The 17,587-nt window shown below is 41.3% G+C and carries 15 protein-coding genes; 4 read left to right on the forward strand and 11 right to left on the reverse strand.

Annotation, left to right across the window (positions count from 1 at the left end; translation table 11 throughout):
- Positions 1-49: 49 nt before the first annotated feature.
- Together cdaA and FJR11_RS14240 are read left to right on the forward strand one after the other, a co-directional pair.
- Positions 50-1,018 (forward strand): diadenylate cyclase CdaA, encoded by a 969-nt coding sequence (gene cdaA / locus FJR11_RS14235; protein ID WP_168504735.1) that lies wholly within the window; start codon positions 50-52, stop codon positions 1,016-1,018.
- Positions 1,015-1,764, forward strand: coding sequence for an isoprenyl transferase (locus FJR11_RS14240; RefSeq protein ID WP_168504737.1), 750 nt, complete (start codon positions 1,015-1,017; stop codon positions 1,762-1,764). The genes cdaA and FJR11_RS14240 overlap by 4 nt, the downstream gene beginning before the upstream one ends.
- Before the next feature lie 48 nt (positions 1,765-1,812).
- Here the strand turns inward: FJR11_RS14240 and FJR11_RS14245 are convergent, their stop codons facing one another.
- The 7 genes from FJR11_RS14245 to FJR11_RS14275 form a co-directional block, all read right to left on the reverse strand.
- On the reverse strand, positions 1,813-2,079 hold the full coding sequence (locus FJR11_RS14245; protein ID WP_168504739.1) for a DUF3143 domain-containing protein: 267 nt from the start codon (positions 2,077-2,079) through the stop codon (positions 1,813-1,815).
- A gap of 57 nt (positions 2,080-2,136) precedes the next feature.
- Entirely contained in the window at positions 2,137-2,607 is a 471-nt protein-coding gene (locus tag FJR11_RS14250; RefSeq protein WP_168504741.1) for a J domain-containing protein, read from the reverse strand.
- 92 nt (positions 2,608-2,699) lie between these two features.
- Positions 2,700-5,369 (reverse strand): ATP-dependent chaperone ClpB, encoded by a 2,670-nt coding sequence (gene clpB, locus FJR11_RS14255; RefSeq protein ID WP_168504743.1) that lies wholly within the window; start codon positions 5,367-5,369, stop codon positions 2,700-2,702.
- Positions 5,370-5,460: 91 nt separating this feature from the next.
- Positions 5,461-5,853 (reverse strand): lactoylglutathione lyase, encoded by a 393-nt coding sequence (gloA, locus tag FJR11_RS14260; protein WP_168504745.1) that lies wholly within the window; start codon positions 5,851-5,853, stop codon positions 5,461-5,463.
- Between the two features lie 223 nt (positions 5,854-6,076).
- Positions 6,077-8,032, reverse strand: coding sequence for a glycine oxidase ThiO (gene thiO, locus FJR11_RS14265; RefSeq protein ID WP_168504747.1), 1,956 nt, complete (start codon positions 8,030-8,032; stop codon positions 6,077-6,079).
- Between the two features lie 128 nt (positions 8,033-8,160).
- The gene (locus FJR11_RS14270; protein ID WP_168504749.1) at positions 8,161-8,616 is read right to left on the reverse strand and encodes a hypothetical protein; all 456 of its coding nucleotides are present in this window, start codon (positions 8,614-8,616) and stop codon (positions 8,161-8,163) included.
- Positions 8,617-8,632: 16 nt separating this feature from the next.
- Positions 8,633-8,971, reverse strand: a complete 339-nt coding sequence (locus tag FJR11_RS14275; protein WP_168504751.1) for a 2Fe-2S iron-sulfur cluster-binding protein — start codon at positions 8,969-8,971, stop codon at positions 8,633-8,635.
- A 98-nt stretch (positions 8,972-9,069) separates the two neighbouring features.
- Here FJR11_RS14275 and cimA point away from each other — a divergent pair, with 98 nt between their 5' ends.
- On the forward strand, positions 9,070-10,749 hold the full coding sequence (gene cimA / locus FJR11_RS14280; RefSeq protein ID WP_168504753.1) for a citramalate synthase: 1,680 nt from the start codon (positions 9,070-9,072) through the stop codon (positions 10,747-10,749).
- Positions 10,750-11,176: 427 nt separating this feature from the next.
- Positions 11,177-12,184 carry a saccharopine dehydrogenase-like oxidoreductase gene (locus FJR11_RS14285; protein WP_168504755.1) on the forward strand — a complete coding sequence of 336 codons (1,008 nt, stop codon included), beginning with the start codon at positions 11,177-11,179 and terminating at the stop codon, positions 12,182-12,184.
- 39 nt (positions 12,185-12,223) lie between these two features.
- On the opposite strand, the gene FJR11_RS14290 is transcribed toward FJR11_RS14285, so the two are convergent.
- From FJR11_RS14290 to FJR11_RS14305, 4 genes are all read right to left on the reverse strand, one after another.
- A complete protein-coding gene (locus FJR11_RS14290) occupies positions 12,224-12,814 on the reverse strand; it encodes a hypothetical protein (RefSeq protein WP_168504757.1) in 591 nt (196 codons plus the stop codon).
- A 69-nt stretch (positions 12,815-12,883) separates the two neighbouring features.
- Positions 12,884-14,107, reverse strand: a complete 1,224-nt coding sequence (locus FJR11_RS14295; protein WP_168504759.1) for a type II secretion system F family protein — start codon at positions 14,105-14,107, stop codon at positions 12,884-12,886.
- 136 nt (positions 14,108-14,243) lie between these two features.
- A complete protein-coding gene (locus FJR11_RS14300; RefSeq protein ID WP_168504761.1) occupies positions 14,244-15,344 on the reverse strand; it encodes a type IV pilus twitching motility protein PilT in 1,101 nt (366 codons plus the stop codon).
- A 58-nt stretch (positions 15,345-15,402) separates the two neighbouring features.
- Complete coding sequence (locus tag FJR11_RS14305; protein WP_168504763.1) at positions 15,403-17,400, reverse strand: GspE/PulE family protein; 1,998 nt, start codon at positions 17,398-17,400, stop codon at positions 15,403-15,405.
- Between the last annotated feature and the right edge of the window lie 187 nt (positions 17,401-17,587).

Raw genomic sequence — 17,587 nt, forward strand, 5'->3', positions numbered from 1 at the left:
GACAACTGACAACTGACAACTGACAAATGACTATAAGAATCCAGATGTCATGAGAGATTGGTGGAAGCAATGGCTGATAAACCTGGGAGATTGGTCACAGTCCTTGCTCCTTGGGACTCTGGATATGATGTTGGTGCTGGCACTGACATACATGATCCTAGTGATTATTAGTGAACGGCGCACCTTATGGATGGTGCGAGGATTTATAGTCTTAATGCTCTGCTCGGCACTGAGTAGTAAATTAGGATTACCTCTGCTAAATTTTGTCCTGGAAAAATTGGTGATTGGCTGTGCTGTGGCCATGGCAGTAGCACTCCAATCAGAATTTCGTCGCTTTTTGGAACAATTGGGACGTGGTGAATTTTGGCAGTTGTTTCAAAATAATCGCTTGGCAATTCCTAAGTCGGATAGTGTAATTGATGAAATTGTGGATGCAGTTAAGGAATTATCAAAAAATCGCATTGGGGCTTTACTAATTTTAGAAACCACAGGACCTATTGAAGAGCAAGATTTTTCAGTCCCAGGAGTCAAGCTAAATGCCGAAGTTTCTAAAGAACTGATCCAAACTATTTTTCAACCCAAAACCCTGTTACACGATGGAGCAACGTTAATTCGTGGTTCACGCATTGTATCATCAGGTATAATTTTACCACTTTCAGGACGGACAGCTTCGCGCCAGTTGGGAACACGCCATCGAGCAGCTATGGGAATTACGGAAAGAGTTGAAAATTGTATTTGTGTCGTTGTATCTGAAGAAACGGGTTCTATTTCCTTAGCGGAACGAGGAACTCTATATAGACCACTAACTATTAAAAAGCTCAAAGAGTCTTTAGAGGCTCGATTTTCTCCCACTGTAGATCGGGAAGCTGTGGCCCCTGGTCTTTTGAGTTTAGTTCGTCAACTTGGTAGTCAGTCACTAAAATTAATTTCCCGATTACCTGGATTACCTTGTATTCGTCACGCTATCCGTAGCTTGCCTACCCGTAGGGGTACGACCGCTTCTCAAGATAAAAAATGATAACACAACAAACTGAATTGCAATATTTACCCCCTGATTTAAAGCGAGAATTACTACCCCAGCACGTTGCCGTAATTATGGATGGCAATGGTAGATGGGCCAAAAGTCGTGGTCTACCCCGAATTATGGGGCATAAAGCTGGTGCTGATACCCTCAAAAATTTACTTCGTTGTTGTGAAGATTGGGGAATTCAGGCATTAACTGTCTATGCTTTTTCTACAGAGAACTGGAAAAGACCACGGGAAGAGGTGAATTTTTTAATGGCTTTGATTCGCCGATTTTTGCGCCAGGAACTCAAGGAAATGGTTCAGAAGAATGTCCATATTGAGTTTATGGGAGTTTTATCTGAGTTGCCGCTATCGCTACAACAAGAAATTTCTCGCTCAACTGAGGCCACTCGTCATAATACAGGGATACGTTTCTCAATTGCGACTAATTATGGTGGTAGGCAAGAAATTTTACAAGCTTGTCGAGCGATCTCTCAAAAGGTCCAGAACGGGTTAATAAAGCCTGAAGACATCTCCGAAGAAGTATTTGAAGCTCATTTATATACAGCCGGAGTAGCAGATCCAGATTTATTAATTCGCACCAGTGGAGAAATGCGATTATCGAATTTCTTACTTTGGCAAATGGCTTATGGTGAAATTTATATTACTGATGCTCTTTGGCCTGATTTTGACCGGAATGAGTTTCATCGGGCTTTATCTGCTTACCAACAACGAGAACGCCGGTTTGGGAAAGTCTGATAGTTTTTCATTTTAGATGCGGTCATGAATCCAAAATCTAAAATTAGATTATGGTCCAGCAAAAACGGCTTCTTCGATATCTTCCCGACTCAGAGAATATTTAAAGGAACGTTGAATATCTTGACGGTTTTCTCCTGATTGAAAATACCGGACTGTGATTTGTTCAGTATCTAACCAAAGTTCTGCTTCCCAACTAGATCGTTGTACACGCCAACAATGTAGCTGGGTATCATCTTGTTGACAACCTTGGTTTTTTAGCCATTGTTCAATTTGTGGTAAAGAATGACTATATAGGGGTGTATCAGAGGGAAGCATAAGTAGTTCAATTCAATTCAAAATTATTTGGTTATTTTTAGAGGTGGGAAGTTGAGTTTAATTAATTACTTCTCCACGCAGGATAGCGATGGCGATCGCTAATAGCATACAACCAACAATGGTCAATCCCAAAATAAATAATACAAATATTTCCCCAGAAGACAAGGGGCGATCTGTAGCATCGAGATACATTGATTTGGAAAAATCGTAGGGCTTATGTACAGACTGGTTTAAATCAGGTGGGACTTGAATTACACCAAAACGGGAATAGCCAATTTTTAAATCATAGCTTAAGCGCCGTTCTGGGTTACAGAGAGTAGCGTAAGCTTCGTTGATTTGCTGAAATTTAGCAGTAGCAATATTAGCAACTAATTCTGTCGTATCTGGATGATAGAGTTTGCTTAGTTCTCGGTAAGCGCGACGGATATCAATTACTGATGCTCCAGGATGGAGTCCTAGTAGGGAGTAATAGGTAGTTTCGCTGCTTTGTGGAACTTCCCCATGATGATGTACTGTTTTTTGAGTCACGTTGCTCAAATATCTTTATTTATATTCTAAATCATCTTGATAAAATTATTTAGGCGGGCAAGATGCCCATCCCACAACAAGTATCTACTTGTTTACACTTCTGATGATACTTCCAATAACTTGAGAGTAGCAGGTACAGAGATAGGTACTTTTTTATTAAAAGTTAACCCATTCTCACCCATATCAATCATGATGGTATCACCAGAAATAAAGGTATTTTCCAGTAACTTTGTCGCTAAGGGATTTTCTATCTCTCGCTGAATTGACCGTTTTAGAGGACGTGCGCCGTAAACTGGATCATAACCAGCTTCTACAAGATGATCACAAGCGGCTTGGGATATTTCAAAAGAGATTTTTTGTTCTTTCAGAAGATTTTCCACCCGTTTGAGTTGAATACGGATAATATGCCCCATTTCTGAACGGTTAAGAGTGTGGAAAAGGATCAGATCATCTACACGGTTCAGGAATTCGGGACGGAAGTGACTTCGCAAACCTTCCATAACTCTATTTCGCATCATATCATACTTGGAATCATCTCCAGATACATCCAAAATATGTTCACTGCCGATGTTGCTAGTCATTACTATGACAGTATTACGGAAATCTACAGCCCGTCCTTGGGAATCAGTAACTCTACCATCATCCAATACTTGCAACAAAATATTAAATACATCGGGGTGAGCTTTTTCTACTTCATCTAAAAGCACCACAGAATAAGGATGTCGGCGAATTGCTTCCGAAAGTTGTCCCCCTTCTTCATAGCCGACGTATCCTGGAGGCGCACCCACTAGACGGGAAACTGAGTGTTTCTCCATGTACTCGGACATATCCAAACGCACCAAAGCATCATCCGAATCAAAAAGAAACTGAGCCAAAGCGCGGGCAAGTTCAGTTTTACCCACGCCAGTTGGTCCCATAAACAAAAATGAACCAATGGGTCTAGAGGGGTCTTTCATCCCCGCACGGGCGCGACGAATCGCCGCAGAGACGGCGGAAACTGCTTCTTCTTGACCGATTACCCGTTCATGTAAATGACTTTCTAATTGCAGTAATTTTTGTCGTTCTGATTCTAAAAGCCGATTTACAGGGATTCCTGTCCATTTAGCGACAATTTCGGCAATATCGGCTTCGGTGACTTGTTCGCGCAGCAGAGTCGAACCTTGGGTTTGCATTTCTAAAAGTTTCGCTTCTTTAACTTCTCGTTCTCTTTGCACTCCCTCCAATTTACCGTACTTCAATTGAGCAGCTTTATTTAAATCATAATCACGCTCTGCTTGTTCAATTTGTACCCGCATTGCATCTTCTTCTTTCTTCAACCCGCTGATGGATTCTAAAATCTGCTTTTCCCCTTGCCATTGTTCATTAAATATTTGCTGTTTAACTGTTAAAGTAGCAATTTCTTGCTGAATCCGTTCTAATCGTTCTCTAGTTGGGGAAATACTCTGTTCTTCTCCAGATAATGACAGCTTTTCCATTTCTAGCTGCATTAAACGCCGGTCAATGGTTTCTAATTCCGCAGGTTTGGAAGTAATCTCCATTTTTAATTTCGCTGCGGCTTCGTCAACCAAGTCAATAGCTTTGTCTGGTAGAAACCTATCGGCAATATACCGCGCTGATAAGGTTGCCGCAGCAACTAAAGCGGAATCGGAAATTTTGACGTTATGATGCACTTCATAACGCTCTTTCAACCCTCGCAAAATCGAAATTGTGTTTTCCACGGTTGGTTGATCTACATATACTTGTTGAAATCTTCTTTCAAGGGCAGCATCTTTTTCAATATATTTGCGATATTCATCTAAGGTAGTTGCACCAATACAACGCAACTCGCCCCGTGCTAACATAGGTTTAAGCAGATTCCCGGCATCCATTGATCCTTGTTGATTAGAACCAGCCCCAACAACGGTATGGAGTTCATCAATAAATAGAACTACCTGCCCATTTGATTCAGTAACTTCACGGAGAACATTTTTTAAACGGTCTTCAAACTCACCTCTATATTTTGCGCCTGCAATCAAGCTACCGATATCTAAAGAGATTAATTGGCGGTTCTTCAAAGATTCAGGAACGTCACCATTAACCATTCTTTGGGCTAAAGCTTCGGCAATGGCGGTTTTACCAACTCCCGGTTCACCAATTAACACAGGGTTATTTTTACTACGACGAGATAAAACCTGAATTACCCGGCGAATTTCATCATCTCTACCAATGACTGGATCTAATTTTCCTGCTTTTGCTTGTTCTGTCAAATCTCGTCCAAATCTTTTTAAAGCCTCCTCCTGGACATCCGCTTCTACCTTTGATGATGCTTTTATTTTGGGACTATTGCGAGCAGATTTAACCCCAAGTTCTACTTGAGCAATATCTATATTTAAGCTTTTAAATAATCTTCTACCAATACGTTCATCATCACCAAAAGCTAGGATTATATGCCCTTCCGAGATTTCCTCCTCTCTCATTTTGGCTCTAATTTCATTGGCTTTGTCTAAGAGTAAATCTAAATTCCGCCCCAGGTAAAGTTGATCACTTTTCCCAACCTTGGGTTGACGTTGGGTAAAAGCCTCTAGTTGTTGTTTAAATCGGACAGAATCAACTGCCGCACGGGTGAGAATAGCTGTAGCTAGGCTTGTAGGTTCTTCTAAAAGCGCGAGAATTAAATGTTCAACTTCTAATTGTTGTTGTTTATAAGCACGAACCACGTCTTGGGATTTTGTTACCGCTTCCCAGGCTGTATCAGTAAATTTATCAGGATCTGTAGGCTGCATTTGTAAAATTTTAGATTTTAGACTTGTGATTTTAAGTTTAGGGGGGATTGGTAATGGGTAAAGAAGTTCTCTTCCTACCCTCTACCCTAGATTATCCTGGAATTTTCAACTGAATCAATTCAACTTTATAACCATCTGGATCTTCGACAAAAGCAATGACTGTGGAACCGTGTTTCATGGGGCCTGGTTCTCGGACTACTTTACCACCCAGTTGTTTAATGGTCTCACAGGTAGCGTAAATATCATCCACACCCAAAGCGATATGACCATAGGCATTACCTAAATCATACTTTTCTACGCCCCAGTTGTGGGTGAGTTCCAAAACTGAGTGATCACTTTCTTCTCCATAACCGACAAAAGCCAGGGTAAATTCTCCTGCTGGATAATCTTTCCGTCGGAGTAACTTCATTCCCAGTACATCACAGTAAAATTTTAAGGAATCTTCTAAATTTCCTACCCGCAGCATGGTGTGTAGTAATCGCATATTTACCCTTTATTCAATTCTTATATTTTATCTAAAAGAATACAGGAGTCAGGAGTCAGAATGAATTATCATCTTGGTAATATTTGGTGATGACAAAAACATTAAAATCTTTGATATATCTAGATTTTAGAATTAAGAAATTATGGTTGTGATTCCCCGTTTGACAGCAGCGGTTAAAAAGATAAAAGCGGGCAAGATGCCCGCACCACAAGATTAATGAAAACTATCCAGTAATCGTTCCCGTTAAGGGTGAACTAGCACTAGCGTAATTCTTCATGGGCATTCTTCCTGCTAAATAAGCCATGCGACCGGCTACCGTTGCTAGATTCATCGCATAAGCCATAGCTGGGGCATTCTGAGCCAGGGCAATGGCACTATTAATTAATAACGCATCTGCCCCCAATTCCATCGCCTCAGCGGCTTCTGAAGGCGCACCAATACCGGCATCTACCACCACAGGGATATTGGCATTTTCAATAATAATCTGAATATTGGCAGTAGTTTGCAGCCCTTGTCCTGAACCGATAGGGGCAGCTAAAGGCATGACGGTGGCACAACCTACCTCCTCTAACCGCTTGGCTAACATGGGATCAGCATTAATATAAGGCAAGACGGCAAAACCTTCTTTAACTAACTGTTCCGCAGCTTGCAAAGTGCCAAGGGGATCTGGTAATAAATATTTAGAATCAGGTATCACTTCTAACTTGACAAAATTATTATCTTCCTGTCCTAATAACTTGGCCATTTCCCGGCCTAACCGAGCTACTCGAATGGCTTCTTCTGCGGTTTGACAGCCAGCGGTATTGGGTAACATCCAAATTTTACTCCAATCTAGAGCCTCTGCTAAACCTTCATGTCCTGGGGCGTTGGTTTGTACCCGTCGCACAGCTACTGTGACAATTTGACAACCACTAGCAGCGACACTTTTCTGCATTTCTTGGATATTGCGATATTTACCAGTTCCCGTCATTAATCGAGATTTAAAGCTTTTTCCCGCAATAATTAATTGTGAATCTTGAACAGTAGTTTCGATTTGGGAGTTACGGTATCCGTTGGTAACAGGAGTAGGGTGAATTAACATCGGTGTAGTAGTAGATGACACAGCAGAAAAGCGAGAATAGTGAAAATTAGCTAAAAGAGGATCTGCCTTTTGTTCGCAAATCAAATCAGCAATTAATGTTGCTGTAATTGGTGCAAGTAAAATTCCATTGCGGTAATGACCAGTAGCTAAGGTTAAATTATCACAATAACTATGACCCAAAATAGGTAATTCATCGGGGGTGGCTGGACGAAATCCCCACCAAAGTTCTTGTAGAGGATAATTCTCTAATTGGGGATATAGCCGCATAGCTGATTGTAGTAAACTTTGAATCCCGGCTGGGGTATTATCAGCAGCAAACCCTACATTTTCGCTAGTTGCACCAATAATGATAGAACGATTGCGGCGGGGAACAATGTACGTATTTTCTCCAAATAATACTCTGGTTAAAGGTAATTCCGTCACAAAATCTGGGACTCGCAAACTCAACATTTGCCCTTTGCGGGGACTCACTGGTAAAGGTAATAATTGATTTGTCCAAGCACCAGTAGCTAAAAGGTAATGGTCAGCGCGAAGTAACCCAGCATTAGTTTGTACACCAATAACCTTTCCCTGTTGTTGCGGAATCGCTTCGACTTTAATGCCATCTTTAAAGACAATACCCAAGGAATCGGCCGCAGCCCGGAGAACTTTAATTAAAGCCCGGTTATCAACTTGCCCATCTTCAGGATACCACCAGCCACCGACCACATCTGCACCCAAACCTGGTTGATATTGATTAATAGCATCTTGATCTAACCAGTTAGAGTTTCGGTGTTGCTGATTTTCTGGTTTTTGATAAACTGGTGCGAGGATACCGCAAGGCCAATAACCTGTATTATTTAAATCTTTTTCGGTAGTTAACTTTGCTAATTTTTCCGTCCAGTCTAAATATAAATTACGCGATCGCCAACATAAAGACAACATCGCTGCATTAGTAATATTTTCCGCATCAGGCGCTAACATTCCCGCTGCGGCGTGGCTGGCTGCGGCAGTAAAATCACGGCAAAGTACAGTTACATTTGCACCGCGTAATTTTAGTTCAACACTGCAAGCCAACCCGATAATACCACCACCAATAATTAAAACATCATTAGTCATTAGTCATTAGTCATGAGTCATTAGTAAATAACTAATAACTCATAAATGGCGCGGAAGGGGTGAAAATTGGTCATTGGTCATTAGTTCTTTAATTTTGAGTTTTGACCTTTGACTTGATTTGTCCCTAACTACCACAAAGCGCGAATCGGTTCTTTCTCTTGACTATTATTACTACTGGAATTTGAGCTACTCTCTGTAGTCGAAGTTTCATTAGTAGAACTGGAACTGGAACTGGAATTGGAACTAGAATTGTCAATACTACCACTAGTTTCCTGTGTACTGTTAGAAGAATTGCCTGAAGTCTCCGTCGAAGCATTACTTTGAGCTACACTGGTACGGCGGCTTTCAGCGACAGCATCACTATTGCTAGTAGTTGCTGACTCATTGCTAAAATTATTTTCCGCATCATCCCTATTAGCACTGCTATTAACATTAATATTAGCTGGGAGGACGCTGGATGCTCTGCGTCCTGGTGGAACATTAGCACTTTGTTGTCCGCCCATAGGAAAGTTAATTCCCAGTAACGTACCTAGCAAAATCGCTACACCGCCAGCCATTAAAATCAAGGGTGTCCATCTACCCATCTTATTTCTCTCCTTGTTAACCTTCTGGTGTCCAAACTAATTGAGAACCTTGACCCCAAAACCCATGAAATTTAGTTACTTTGACATTACCTAAAACCTGAGTTTGACAAGCTAAACGCAGGCCATTTGTAGGAGAATGGGGAGGAAGGGAACGCCGTGTTTGATCACGCCAATTGACTGCGGACACTTCGCCTTCTACCTTAACCGCACAAGTACCACAAGTGCCAATGCCTCGACAGTTGATAATTCTAGAACTGCCATTGTAGAGGTCAATACCATGTTCTAACAGAACTTTGCGTAAATTGGCTTGACTTTCACACTCAATTAATTTACCTTGCGCTACTATCTGAGGCATATTGAAATTACCAACATAGCTTTTTGTTGTATATTGGCACATCGCCACAAAGTTGTCTCTTAGGTGTCAGTGTTGAACCAACGGTTCACCAAATTTTTATGACTATGACTCCCTCAAATCAACTTTGGATCTATGACACTACCCTCCGCGACGGAACGCAACGGGAAGGACTGTCAGTCTCCATAGAAGATAAGTTACGCATTGCTCACAGACTCGATGAATTAGGTATTCCCTTTATTGAAGGTGGTTGGCCGGGAGCAAATTCTAAAGACGGGCAATTTTTCCAGCAACTTCAACAAAATCCCCTCAAGCAAGCAGAAGTTGTTCCTTTTTGCTCCACCCGTCGCCCTCATACCAAAGCTAGAGATGAACCCATGCTCCCAGCGATTTTAGCGGCAGGTACGCGCTGGGTGACAATTTTCGGTAAATCCTGGGATTTGCACGTTACAGCCGGACTCAAGACCAGTCTGGAGGAAAATTTAGCCATGATTGCTGACACAATCGAGTATCTGCGTTCTCAAGGACGACGGGTAATTTACGATGCTGAACATTGGTTTGATGGTTATAAGCAAAATCCTGATTATGCTTTACAAACGCTCAAAGCAGCAGTCACAGCAGGTGCAGAATGGTTAGTTTTATGTGATACCAATGGTGGGACTTTACCTCATGAAGTTTCGCAAATTGTTAAAGATGTTGTGCAAGTGACTGGGGACTGGGGACTGGGGACTGGGAATGAGGAAAAAACTCTTACCCAATCACCAATCACCAATCACCAATTACCCATTCCCCAAATAGGAATACATACTCATAATGATTCAGAAATGGCGGTTGCTAATGCCTTAGCAGCAGTTATGGCTGGAGCTAAAATGGTACAAGGGACAATTAACGGTTATGGGGAACGTTGCGGTAATGCTAATCTGTGTTCTGTGATTCCTAATTTACAGCTAAAGCTGGGTTATAGTTGTATCGGTGAACACCAGCTAAATCAACTTACAGAAGCTAGTCGGTTTGTCAGCGAAGTTGTTAATCTTGCACCTGATGAACACGCACCTTTTGTGGGACGTTCGGCTTTTGCTCATAAAGGCGGGATTCATGTCTCTGCGGTAGAACGTAATCCTTTAACCTATGAACATATTCAACCGGAATTGGTAGGAAATCACCGCCGCATTGTTATTTCTGAACAGTCTGGTTTAAGTAATGTCTTAGCTAAAGCCCGAACTTGTGGGATTGAATTAGATAAGGATCATCCCCAAGCTAGACAAATTCTCCACCGCATGAAGGAATTGGAAAGTCAAGGCTATCAATTTGAAGCCGCAGAAGCTAGTTTTATTCTGTTGATGTATGAGGCTTTATCATGTCGTCAACAGTTTTTTGAAGTTCAAGGTTTTCAAGTCCATTGTGATTTGGTGGAGATGAAAGAATCTACTAATTCTTTAGCTACGGTAAAAGTAGCTGTTAATGGTAAAAATATTCTCGAAGCCGCAGAAGGTAATGGACCAGTAGCGGCTTTGGATGCGGCTTTGCGTAAGGCTTTGGTGAACTTCTATCCGCAAATTGCCGATTTTGAGTTGACTGATTACAAAGTTAGAATTCTTAATGGACATACAGGGACATCTGCAAAAACTCGCGCTTTAGTAGAATCGGGGAATGGTCAACAACGATGGACTACTGTAGGAGTTTCTTCAAACATTTTGGAAGCTTCCTATCAAGCTGTAGTTGAAGGTTTGGAATATGGTTTACTACTGCATTTCCAAGCAGAAAAAGTTCTGAAAGTTTAGGGGGTTATCGGTTGGTGTAGAGACGTTTTATTAAATGTCTCTACAAGTTCTCCTTTCAATTCGTAAAAAATTAGTTTCAAACGATATTGAATAATTCCGGAACACATTTAACAATTACCTCTTAGTCCTGATATTGTCGGTTATTTATTTAGATATTGTCAGAATCAGGATTTACAGGATTTGAGGATTTACAAGATTGTGATTTATGAATTTATTGAGATTTTCATCCAAAAATAAGTAAAAAATATTATTTCCTAAACCATTCTATTGCGCGATTATGTGCATCTGGCAAATTTCCCAAATAGAACTGCACAACTGGAGAATCCAAATTGATATATAATAATAGTTTTCGCAATCAGGTAGATTTTTACAGCATAACTAGCTATTATACGGAAAATTTAGGTTTATACGCCCTACTAAAATAACTATGAACACACAACCAACCAACCAACCTATCCGCGTCGGAGTCCTAGGATTTGGTGGACTCGGCCAAGCAGCCGCAAAACTCCTGTCCAGCAAACGAGAAATGATCTTAGTTGCAGCCGCAGACCAAAAAGGCTACGCTTACTCCACCGAAGGCTTAAACACCCAAGCTTGTATTACCACCTACCAAAATCAAGGTACAGTCGGTTATTTAGAACCAGTTGGCACATTAAGCAATAACAGCATTCAGGATTTAATTCAAGCCACTGGTAACGCTGTAGATGGTTATTTCCTAGCTTTACCCAACCTCCCCAACGACTTTATCCCCTCGGTAGCCAAAGAATTTATTCAAGCGGGTTGGAAAGGTGTCCTAGTGGACGCAATTAAACGCACCAGTGCAGTTGAACAACTTTTAACCATGAAAGACGAACTGCAAGCTGCGGGAATTACATACATGACAGGCTGTGGTGCTACTCCTGGACTGTTAACCGCCGCCGCCGCATTAGCCGCCCAAAGTTACGCCGAAATTCACAATGTGGAAATTACCTTTGGTGTGGGAATTGCTAACTGGGAGGCTTACCGCGCTACCGTCCGCGAAGATATTGGTCATATGCCCGGTTATAGTGTAGAAGCTGCTAGAGCCATGACAGATGCAGAGGTGGAAGCATTACTAGATCAAACCAACGGCGTGTTAACTTTGGCAAACATGGAACACGCTGATGATGTGATGTTAGAAATTGCCGGAATTTGTTCACGGGATAGAGTCACAGTTGGTGGTGTCGTTGATACCCGCAACCCCAAAAAGCCCCTGAGTACCAATGTGAAAGTTACAGGACGCACCTTTGAGGGGAAAATATCCACCCACACCTTTACATTAGGCGATGAAACCAGCATGGCCGCCAATGTCTGTGGTCCAGCCTTTGGTTATCTTAAAGCTGGTCAGGAATTGCATCAACGGGGCATTTCTGGCTTATTCACGGCGGCGGAAATCATGCCTAAGTTTGTAAAATAGGAGATTGGGGACTAGGGACTGGGGATGAAAAACATGATATTAATCTTGAAAATCCTTAAATCCTGAAAATCCTGATTCAGACTCTAAGCTGCTAAAGGACTCAATAGCCGCTTCTTCTATGACAGTGGTAGGTGCTTGGATGATAAATGGCAAATCAGCACCTACCAAACCCCGTTGGATACGTTCTGATGTTTGATGAAAAACTACAAACAGAGGATAAATGGTATTAGCACCTTCACTCAAAATATGACTGTGACGAGGGTGCATGATCCATTCGTATTCCCTATCTAACAACACTTGACTTTTGCGCCATCTTCCTAATACATCAGAAAAGTCCTCATGGGGACGATGAATAAAAACTAAAATCTCCGCACCGGTTTTAATTTTCCATTCTGGGTCACACATGATAATGGCGATATCACAGGGTAAACTTGTGGTTTGTGAGGTCTTAGTTTCTAGATCACGGATGCGGACTATGGGTAGAGGGATAGTAATGACACTTTCCGAAGGACGACGGAGACTAGGAATCATCTCCAAATAGGGACGATGTTGTTTGAGGAGAGCGATCGCTGATATATGATTACTGTAATCAGCTAAACTAGCTTCATAAAGAGATTTTTGTACAGACATAATTTTGTTTATTTAGAAGTGTAAAGGATGAAAAATGAAGGTTTTCATTCTCCATTTTTCAACTTTTAATTAACCCATCTTTTCAAATACTTTGAACATCGGCAGATACATAGCCAGCAAAATTGTCCCTACCATTCCCCCCAGTACGACAATCATTATTGGTTCTAAAATACTGGTGAGTGATTTAACAGCTTGTTCTACTTCATCTTCATAGAAATCGGCAACTTTCATTAACATTCCATCTAGTTGACCCGTTTCTTCCCCGATACTCATCATCTGAATTGCCATAGCCGGAAAAACAGCCGCTTTGAGTAAAGCCACACTAATCATCCCCCCCTGTTGAACCTCTTCACGAGCATCATCAATAGCATTAGCAATAACTTGGTTTCCTGATGTATCCCGCACAATTTCTAAACAGGTTAAAATTGGGACTCCAGAGCGAGTTAATGAACCAAAAGTCCGACTAAACCGGGCAATGGAAGATTTTTGAATCAAATCACCAAACAAAGGTAGCTTTAGAGAAATACTATCAATATTTAACCTACCAATGGGGGTTTTGTAATATTGCTTATAGACAAAAGACAATGCAATGAGAATCCCAATAATCAATAAAGACCAATAACTTCGTAATATTTCACTACAAGTCATCAAAAATTGTGTGAGTGGTGGTAATTCTATGCCTATATCTTTGAAGATTTTAGCAAAAATAGGAATCAGAAAAACTGTCATTCCCACAAAAATAGCAGTTGCTAAAAAACCGACTACTACTGGATAAGACATAGCTGATTTAATTTGGTTTTGTAATCGTGCCATGTCTTCTAATAATTTAGCTAGACGATTTAACACCTCATCTAACACACCCCCAATTTCTCCAGCTTGTACCATACTCACATACAAACCATCAAAACAATCAGGATGTTTACGCATGGCATCTGAAAGGCTAATTCCAGTTTGCACATCGGCACTAAGTTCCATCAAAGCCGCTTTCAGCTTAGGATTACTACACTGTTCAGATAGTACACCCAAACCCCTGACTATGGCCACACCTGCATTCACCAAAGCAGCAAATTGACGGGAAAAAACCGCTTTATCTTTTACAGAAACCTTAACAAAGGAATTCTGAATTTTCTTGATATCAAACCGAGAAGCCAAGCTTTGAGATTCTTTTAAATCTTGAACCACAAAACCTTGATCTCTAAGATTAGTTCGAGCGTCAGTCAAGGAATCAGCGGTAAATTTTTCAGTTCTAGATTTTCCTTGAGAGTCACGAATACGCGCAACATAGGTAGGCATAATATTAATTTAAATTTTTGTAATTGGTAATTGCTAATTGGTAATTGGTGATTGGGAAAATTCTTTCTCCCTTTGCTCCCCTGCTCCCTGCCCCCTGCTCCCTGCCCCCTGCCCCCTGCCCCCTGCCCCGTTCCCTTTAACGTACTTTAGTTCCTGCGGGGGCTGTTGCACCAATTAGACGCTGGACTTCATCTGGTTTAGAGGTTTTAGATATTGCTGCTTCAAAAGAAATAGTTCCAGCTTTGTATAAATCAGCTAAAACTTTTTCTAGAGTTTGCATTCCCACTTTACCCCCGGTTTGAATAGCTGAGTAAATTTGTGCTGTTTTTCCTTCCCGAATCAAGTTAGAAATAGCGGGAGTGATCACCATAATTTCTTGAGCCATTACCCGACCATATTCACCTGGTTTGGGATTTTTCTTAGATACTAAAGTTTGGCTAAAAACTGCTACTAAGGAGTTAGATAACTGTACCCGCACCTGAGTTTGTCTTTCTGAGGGGAAAACGTCAATAATCCGGTCAACAGTTTGTGCGGCTGAACTAGTATGTAATGTGCCAAATACTAAGTGACCTGTTTCGGCTGCGGAAATTGCCAAAGCAATGGTTTCTAAATCCCGCATTTCCCCTACTAGAACAATATCAGGATCTTCCCGTAAAGCTGCTTTTAAAGCATTAGCAAAACTTTTTGTATCTTCCCCTAATTGGCGTTGGTGAACTAGGCTTTTAATTGGTTCATAAACAAATTCAATGGGGTCTTCAACTGTTAAAATATGCTCTGCTCTAGTGCGGTTAATTAAATCAATCATCGCCGCTAGGGTAGTGGTTTTACCAGAACCTGTAGGACCAGTAACTAGAATTAATCCTCTCGGTTTTTCCGTCATTTCTCGAACTATATCTGGCAACCCTAATTTTTCAAAGTTAGGAATTTTAGAACTTAATGCTCGTAAACAAGCAGCATAAGCACCACGTTCTTTATAGACATTCACCCGGAACCGCGCCAATCCTTTCACACCATAGGAACAATCTAATTCCCATGTCTGCTCTAGGGTTTTGCGCTGAGTGTTATTGAGCATACTAAAAATTAGCCTTTGGCACTCATCGGCGGTGAGGCTTTGGTCACCAATAGGCGTAAGATGGCCACTGATCCGGAAATAGGGAGGCAAACCAGCGGATAGGTGCAGGTCTGAACCACCCCGATCAATAAGTTGTTCCATCAAGTCTTCAATCATCATTTCCATAGTGTTCTGCTGCTCCAATTAATTAACAATAAAAACCTCAAAAACCAAAAATAAGCGCCTAATCTGTAAACCTGGGTGTCATACAGTAAGGACAATCTAACCATTCTGGTTTTAGTTCTCCACTACAAGTTAGGCAAGTCAGACCACTTTTCCGTTTAGCTTTTAATTCAGCCTCTAAACCGGTATCTGTAAATGTAACCCGTTCTACTTCTTCTAGGGTAGTTGCACCTTGACGGACTAGGTCTAAACTGTACGCTAGTAAGGTTTTCATCCCCTCTTCAACAGCTACTTCTTTAATCCGTTCTGTAGGTGCTGCCTGATTGATGAGGGTTTGTAAATTTTCAGTAATCCGCATCACTTCATAAACGCCACAACGGCCTTTGTAGCCAACACCATTACATTTTGGACAAAGATTTGCGTTGGTGGCTATTTCTTCCGGTGGGATGATGTTAGCTTTGTAGAAAGTCACCTGAGCCTCTTGGGAAGCGGATAGACCATAGCGAGCTAGTTCTTCAATGGTGGGAGTATAGGCAATCCGGCATTCAGAACAAACACGACGAACTAGACGTTGTGCTAAAACCCCAATCAAAGAACTGGAAACCATGAAAGGTTCGATGTCCATTTCTCCTAATCGAGCGATCGCTCCAGGCGCATCATTAGTGTGTAAGGTAGTTAATACTAAGTGACCTGTTAATGCGGCTTCAATCGCCGTTTTTGCTGTTTCCTTATCTCGTGTTTCCCCCACCAGTAACACATCTGGATCTTGACGTAAGAAAGCCCGCAATGCCGTCGAGAAATCTAAGCCTTTTTCCCGAATTACCTGTACTTGAGTAATCCCTGGCAAACTGTACTCAATGGGATCTTCTACGGTACTGATATTAATACCAGGATCATTTTTTTCTGATAGTGCTGAATACAAAGAAGTGGTTTTACCCGAACCAGTTGGGCCTGTCACGAGAATCAAGCCGAATGGTTTACTAACCATATCCTTGACTATATTCAATGTTTCTGGATCAGTGATTAACTTATCCAAACCCAATTGGGTGGAGGAGTTATCTAAAATCCGTAACACTACTTTTTCGCCATAGCGACTAGGGAGGGTATTTACCCGGAAATCTACTTTCCTGCCCGCAAATATGCGGCGAATCCGTCCATCTTGAGGTAAACGCCTTTCAGCAATATCTAGGTTAGAAATAATCTTAAATCGGGCTGTTACCGCAGGAATGATTTTTTTCGGCATATTTTCAAATGCCTCACGCAATACCCCATCTTTACGGAAACGCACCCGTAAATATTCTTCCTGTGGTTCAATGTGAATATCGGAAACACCCTCGTTTAAAGCTTTCAACAAAATTTTATTGACAAGTTTAATGATGGGTGCATCATTAGCATTCTGTGTATTATCTAAATCAACATCATTATCAGAAACTTCCTCTATGTCTTGATTGCCTAAATCTTCTAAAGCCCCTTTAACATCATAAGATTTTTGCTGGTCTATGACCTTTTGACGGACAGCTTGTTCATCTAAGTATTGATTAATAATTTTCTGGTAATCCTCCTGGGTAATAACAATCCGTTGCAAAGCCAAGCTTTGAGGACGTAAGATGCGGTTAAGATCATCAGAAGCTTCCAAATTATCTGGATCAACCATCGCCACCAACACAAAAGGTGGATTTTGGTGATCATTTCTTGACAATGGGACTAACCGATGCCGACGACAGATATCAACAGGGATAAGGGATTGAATTAAAGTCCCTACGTTTGTTGTATCAATTTCGCTGACTTCCGGATCAAGGGACTCAATGCCGTAAAGGATTTTTAGTTCAAATAAATGTTGTTTTTTGTATTCCCTGACAAACTCAGGTGATAATTTCCGCTCAGTGATTGACTCTAATACATCTGTCAGTGGTCTACCAGACTTGCGGCTTTCAATTACAGCCTGTCTCATTTGTTCATTATTAACAAAGCCAGATTGTACTAGCTTATTACCGAAAGGCGAAAACTCAGTTCTTGTCGTTAGAGCGGTGCTGCGCCGTTGTGGTGATGAGTAAGTCATAAGCAATTGGGTTAGGGTAGGGGAACCTCTCTTTTAAGTATTCCCATACTGTGGTTAATAATTCTCATTGATACCGTATTAAATTTAAGTCAACAACCTTTGTCCGTAAAAATTTTGATGATCGGGGAGTTAGGCAATAGGCCATAAGCAATAAGCAGTAGGCAATTGGGGGAAGTTTTCGGCAATC

This window comes from Anabaena sp. UHCC 0187 (genome assembly GCF_009712035.1).
In the GTDB taxonomy this organism is placed as follows: Bacteria; Cyanobacteriota; Cyanobacteriia; order Cyanobacteriales; family Nostocaceae; genus Dolichospermum.

Excerpts from the sequence above, each read along its gene's own strand:
- FJR11_RS14240 (WP_168504737.1), top strand. The coding sequence starts at position 1,015 with ATGATAACACAACAAACTGAATTGCAATATTTACCCCCTGATTTAAAG.
- cimA (WP_168504753.1), top strand. The coding sequence starts at position 9,070 with ATGACTATGACTCCCTCAAATCAACTTTGGATCTATGACACTACCCTC.
- FJR11_RS14295 (WP_168504759.1), bottom strand. The coding sequence starts at position 14,107 with ATGCCTACCTATGTTGCGCGTATTCGTGACTCTCAAGGAAAATCTAGA.
- FJR11_RS14270 (WP_168504749.1), bottom strand. The coding sequence starts at position 8,616 with ATGGGTAGATGGACACCCTTGATTTTAATGGCTGGCGGTGTAGCGATT.
- thiO (WP_168504747.1), bottom strand. The coding sequence starts at position 8,032 with ATGACTAATGATGTTTTAATTATTGGTGGTGGTATTATCGGGTTGGCT.
- FJR11_RS14275 (WP_168504751.1), bottom strand. The coding sequence starts at position 8,971 with ATGCCTCAGATAGTAGCGCAAGGTAAATTAATTGAGTGTGAAAGTCAA.
- FJR11_RS14285 (WP_168504755.1), top strand. The coding sequence starts at position 11,177 with ATGAACACACAACCAACCAACCAACCTATCCGCGTCGGAGTCCTAGGA.
- clpB (WP_168504743.1), bottom strand. The coding sequence starts at position 5,369 with ATGCAGCCTACAGATCCTGATAAATTTACTGATACAGCCTGGGAAGCG.
- FJR11_RS14290 (WP_168504757.1), bottom strand. The coding sequence starts at position 12,814 with ATGTCTGTACAAAAATCTCTTTATGAAGCTAGTTTAGCTGATTACAGT.
- gloA (WP_168504745.1), bottom strand. The coding sequence starts at position 5,853 with ATGCGATTACTACACACCATGCTGCGGGTAGGAAATTTAGAAGATTCC.
- cdaA (WP_168504735.1), top strand. The coding sequence starts at position 50 with ATGAGAGATTGGTGGAAGCAATGGCTGATAAACCTGGGAGATTGGTCA.
- FJR11_RS14300 (WP_168504761.1), bottom strand. The coding sequence starts at position 15,344 with ATGGAAATGATGATTGAAGACTTGATGGAACAACTTATTGATCGGGGT.
- FJR11_RS14245 (WP_168504739.1), bottom strand. The coding sequence starts at position 2,079 with ATGCTTCCCTCTGATACACCCCTATATAGTCATTCTTTACCACAAATT.
- FJR11_RS14305 (WP_168504763.1), bottom strand. The coding sequence starts at position 17,400 with ATGACTTACTCATCACCACAACGGCGCAGCACCGCTCTAACGACAAGA.